Genomic DNA, 3,740 nt, shown 5'->3' with positions numbered 1-3,740 from the left:
ACCGACATCAATTCGCTCGTCATCGTCAGGAACTGCGACATCGACATGACGTCAAGCATCTGAGGATGCACGGTGATGAGCACCGAGGTCGCCGCGCAGAGCGCCGACATCGTGAGGAAGCCGAGCTGCGGCGGGCAGTCGATCACGACGACGTCGTAGAGGCTTTCGATATCGGTCAGTGCCTCGCCGATGCGCGCGAAGAACAGYGATTCCGCCGTACCGCCCGCCATCGCTTTCGGCGTCTCGTGCTCGAATTCCATCAGTTCGAGATTGCCGGGAATAATGTGCAGGTTCGGCGTATAGGTGGCGCGCACGACTTCGGAGATCGGCACCGGGCTCTCATAGCGGATGGCACCGTAGATCGTCTCGCCCTCCCCGACATCGAGTTCGGGCTGGTGACCGAAGAGTGCCGAGAGCGAGGCCTGCGGGTCGAGGTCGATGGCCAGCACCCGGTAGCCACGCAGTGCCAGATATTGGGCAAGATGGGCCGATGTCGTGGTCTTGCCGGAGCCGCCCTTGAAGTTCATGACCGAGACGACCTGCAGCTTTTCGTCGCCGCGCCGGCCCGGCACGTATTTCGGCGTGCCGTTGCGCTCGTCGAGCGCCTGGCGGATGCGGTTCATGTCTTCCGCGTCATATTGGCGCCGGCCGTTGGCGAGCGGATCGGGTCCGTGGCCGTCCTTGGCGATCTGGCGAAGATAGCCCTCGCCGATGCCGATGAAGGAGGCGGCCTCGGCCGGGGAAAACACCCGCATCGTCTTTTGGGACAGTGGCGGGAAGATTTTGGCCTGGTGCTGCTGGAGCTGATAGGCGAGCTCCTGCGCATCCGTTGCCAGAAGCGACGGAAGGTGCTCTTGATCGTCTTTCAGAACTGGATTCGCTAGCATCGTGGTTTCCAATTTAACTGCGCAATTTTCGGAAATTGGGCTTCAACTGCGCAGTTATATTATCGCGCGATTCGTTACCGATTTACAAACGCTTAACCATGAGCTTTTCAACAGGCCCGATAGACCTGTTTTCACGAGAACATCTCCGTCTTTGCTGCCGTCGCGGCAGCGATTGAACCGACAGCGCCGATCCCGGACCTCATCCAAGGGCTTCGCTGTCGCGCCACAGGTCCAGCCTCCGGCGCTGCTGCGCCCAGTCTTCGACCATATTCAGAAAATTTGAGCTGTCACCCCGGCACATCTTGGGGAAAATTCTCGCACGCGTTCCTGCGTGGTGGAGGTACACCACGGTTGTCCGCGGACAACTGCCCCAACAATCGCGTCTCGCGGTTTGGTTCATCGCAGCATCGAGTTGAAACGCTCCGCTTCAAACCTAATCCGTCGGCGAGAGAAGAGCCCCGCAAATGCGGGGCTTTCGTCAGATCATTTGTTCATCGCATCCTTAAGCGCCTTGGCCGGCTGGAAGCTCAACTTCTTGGCGGCTGCAACTTTGATCGTTGCGCCTGTCGATGGATTGCGAGCTTCGCGCTCCGGCGTCGCTTTGACCTTGAATTTTCCGAATCCCGGCAGTGAGGTTTCGTTGCCGGCGAGCGCTGCCTCGGTGATCGAGGCGATGACCGCCTCCACGATGGCCTTGCCCTGAACCTTGGTCAGGCCATGTTCTGAGGCGATCTTATCTGCGATTTCGTTGGTCGTCGTCATGTCGTTCTCCGCATCACTGATGGATGCAAAATCCTTGCCAGCAGATGCGACGGTTGTCATGACCACTCGGCCGACAAGAGTTCGCCGGCATGGGGATTTCCACAGCTTCGGAGCGATTTGTCGTCTTCGAAGGGGGCCGGCGGCGCATGATGTCACTCGGTCTGCGCAACCGAAAAGCCGCCGCGATTCGATTGCAGCGGCTGGCGTGAAAAAGACAGGACCGAACGTTTGAGGGGAAACATTCGGGGCTCCCTTCGCAGAGATGACCGAACAAAAAGGATGTGGCTGTCGGGTCGCTATTCGGCGGCGACTTTATGGTCTGTCTCGGCTGCCGGCACATTGGGCGTGATCGTGACGCGAATCGGCCCCGGCACCCATCCGCTGTCCTTGACAAGTCGCTCGGCGATGATGGCAGCTTCCGCCTTCTTCGTCGCCGCCCTCACGGCCACTGCGCTGGTCACGCCGGCCGCTCGATCGCCACCATCCGCGCCTCAATCGCCGCGACCCGCTCCTCCGCATCCGCTTACGCCTCGCCCGCCTCGATCAGCTCTTCGAGACCGGCATGCTCGCTCTCAAGGCCGCCGAGTTCGGTCTGTTCGGCCTCGCTCAAGCGGAGGAGTTGCGGATAACGCTGTTCGAACTGCTGCATAATGGCATAATCGGCGACCGGCACGATTTTCGTCCACGCCCAGCCTACCTCCTTGACCTCGACGGCAACCGTTTCAAGCTTGCCCGCCACCAACTGTTCGAGAAGGACGGGATCAAGCGCATAACCGCCGCCATCCTCGTTGAAGAGATCGCGACGGACCGGACCGCCTGCTGCCTCATAGGCCTCAAGGCCGCCAATGAGCGCAAGCGCTTGTCGCTTCCCCTGATCGCCTCTCCGGTGAGTGGGGCCCGGATATCGGAGGGATGCCGGTTCCAAGCAGGCAGGGCGGCCCAGACGCGCTCCTGTTCGCCATGATCGTCGCTGACGGTAAAGGCGCTCAGCTGGTCAAATCGCATTTCTTCCTTGCGGAAGAGTTCGATCAGGACGGGCGAGACGCGCCCGAGCGCCTAACGCTTGCGCACGACAGCCTCGCTCGTTCCGAAGCGCACGGCGATATCGGCGGGCGCATGCGTTTCACCGGCGAGCGCGGTGAAGGCGACAAACTCGTCGGCAGGGTTCATCGCCTCGCGGATGGTGTTTTCGGCAAGACTGATTTCCGTTGCCTGATCGGCATGCCTCAGCTTGCATTCGACGGGGACGCTGGCGGGAACCTCGCCCTTTTCCGCAAGTAGGCGCAACGCTGCCAGCCTCCGCCCTCCGGCGGTCACGAGATAGCGTCCCTTCTTTTCTCCCACGCGCACCACCGGGTTCTGCAACAATCCGTTGGCCTTGATGCTGACGGCAAGTTCCCGGATGCCGCTCTCGCTATAGGTCTTGCGCACGTTCATCGGAYCGGCGTCGAGCCTGTTCAGCGCGACGATGATGGTTTCGGTCGAAACTGCCTCTGTCATGATCGTCTCCTCTCCCGATTCTCCGCGAAGCGGTTGAGCCTGCGGAGCAGGAGCCCTTCGCTCCTGCTCCCGAGCTCGTGCGGAACAGCGGGGGAGAGGGGGACAAGCGGACAAATCGGAKGGGGATCGCCCACGCGATAGCGCCGGCGGCAAGTTGCCGGTCCTGCAGCGGCTTTGCCGCGAAGGATGGGGAGACCGATTTTCCGCTTGGTTGGGGAGAGGGGCAGCGCCCCCTTTCCCCTTCCTTCATGACCTGTCGACCAATGGTTCTTGCCCGGTGCCAATGCGGATCGGCGAAATGCCCCTGGTTGTGGTGTCACGCCGCCGGAGCCGCATCGAGAAGCTCTCAGATGGAAAGTGTCAGGAAATCAGCCAACCGCCGCCCCGTTCGACATAAGCATCTCTTTCGGCGATACCGGCAGGGAGTTTCAGTTCGAAGGCGGACAAGAGCACGCTGATGTTGTTGGCGATCAAGTCGRCAAACCTTTTCATTCCTGCCTGATCGAGACGTTTTAACTGAGATGCGAGCGCTTCGGCGATTTGGCTGGAGAGCCCGCTGCGCAAACGACGTTGCGCGGCACCGGACGTTAC

Annotated in this window: 6 protein-coding genes; all 6 read right to left on the bottom strand. The window is 60.9% G+C overall.

The features are described from left to right. On the bottom strand, positions 1–887 hold an 887-nt coding region (repA, locus tag AC1D35_RS35075; RefSeq protein ID WP_477942518.1), incomplete at its 3' end, for a plasmid partitioning protein RepA. A gap of 483 nt (positions 888–1,370) precedes the next feature. Continuing rightward, complete coding sequence (locus AC1D35_RS35070) at positions 1,371–1,649, bottom strand: HU family DNA-binding protein (RefSeq protein ID WP_477942516.1); 279 nt, start codon at positions 1,647–1,649, stop codon at positions 1,371–1,373. 296 nt (positions 1,650–1,945) lie between these two features. Next, positions 1,946–2,110 (bottom strand): hypothetical protein, encoded by a 165-nt coding sequence (locus tag AC1D35_RS35065; protein WP_162747543.1) that lies wholly within the window; start codon positions 2,108–2,110, stop codon positions 1,946–1,948. 62 nt (positions 2,111–2,172) lie between these two features. Then, positions 2,173–2,574, bottom strand: a complete 402-nt coding sequence (locus tag AC1D35_RS35060; RefSeq protein ID WP_477942514.1) for a hypothetical protein — start codon at positions 2,572–2,574, stop codon at positions 2,173–2,175. 131 nt (positions 2,575–2,705) lie between these two features. Then, on the bottom strand, positions 2,706–3,149 hold the full coding sequence (locus AC1D35_RS35055; protein WP_477942512.1) for a ParB/Srx family N-terminal domain-containing protein: 444 nt from the start codon (positions 3,147–3,149) through the stop codon (positions 2,706–2,708). A gap of 360 nt (positions 3,150–3,509) precedes the next feature. Continuing rightward, the coding region (locus AC1D35_RS35050; RefSeq protein ID WP_477942510.1) for a hypothetical protein at positions 3,510–3,740 on the bottom strand (231 nt) is incomplete at its 5' end.

Source organism: Rhizobium sp. P1_E6 (genome assembly GCF_056405875.1).
This window is presented reverse-complemented; position numbering and strand designations above follow the sequence as displayed.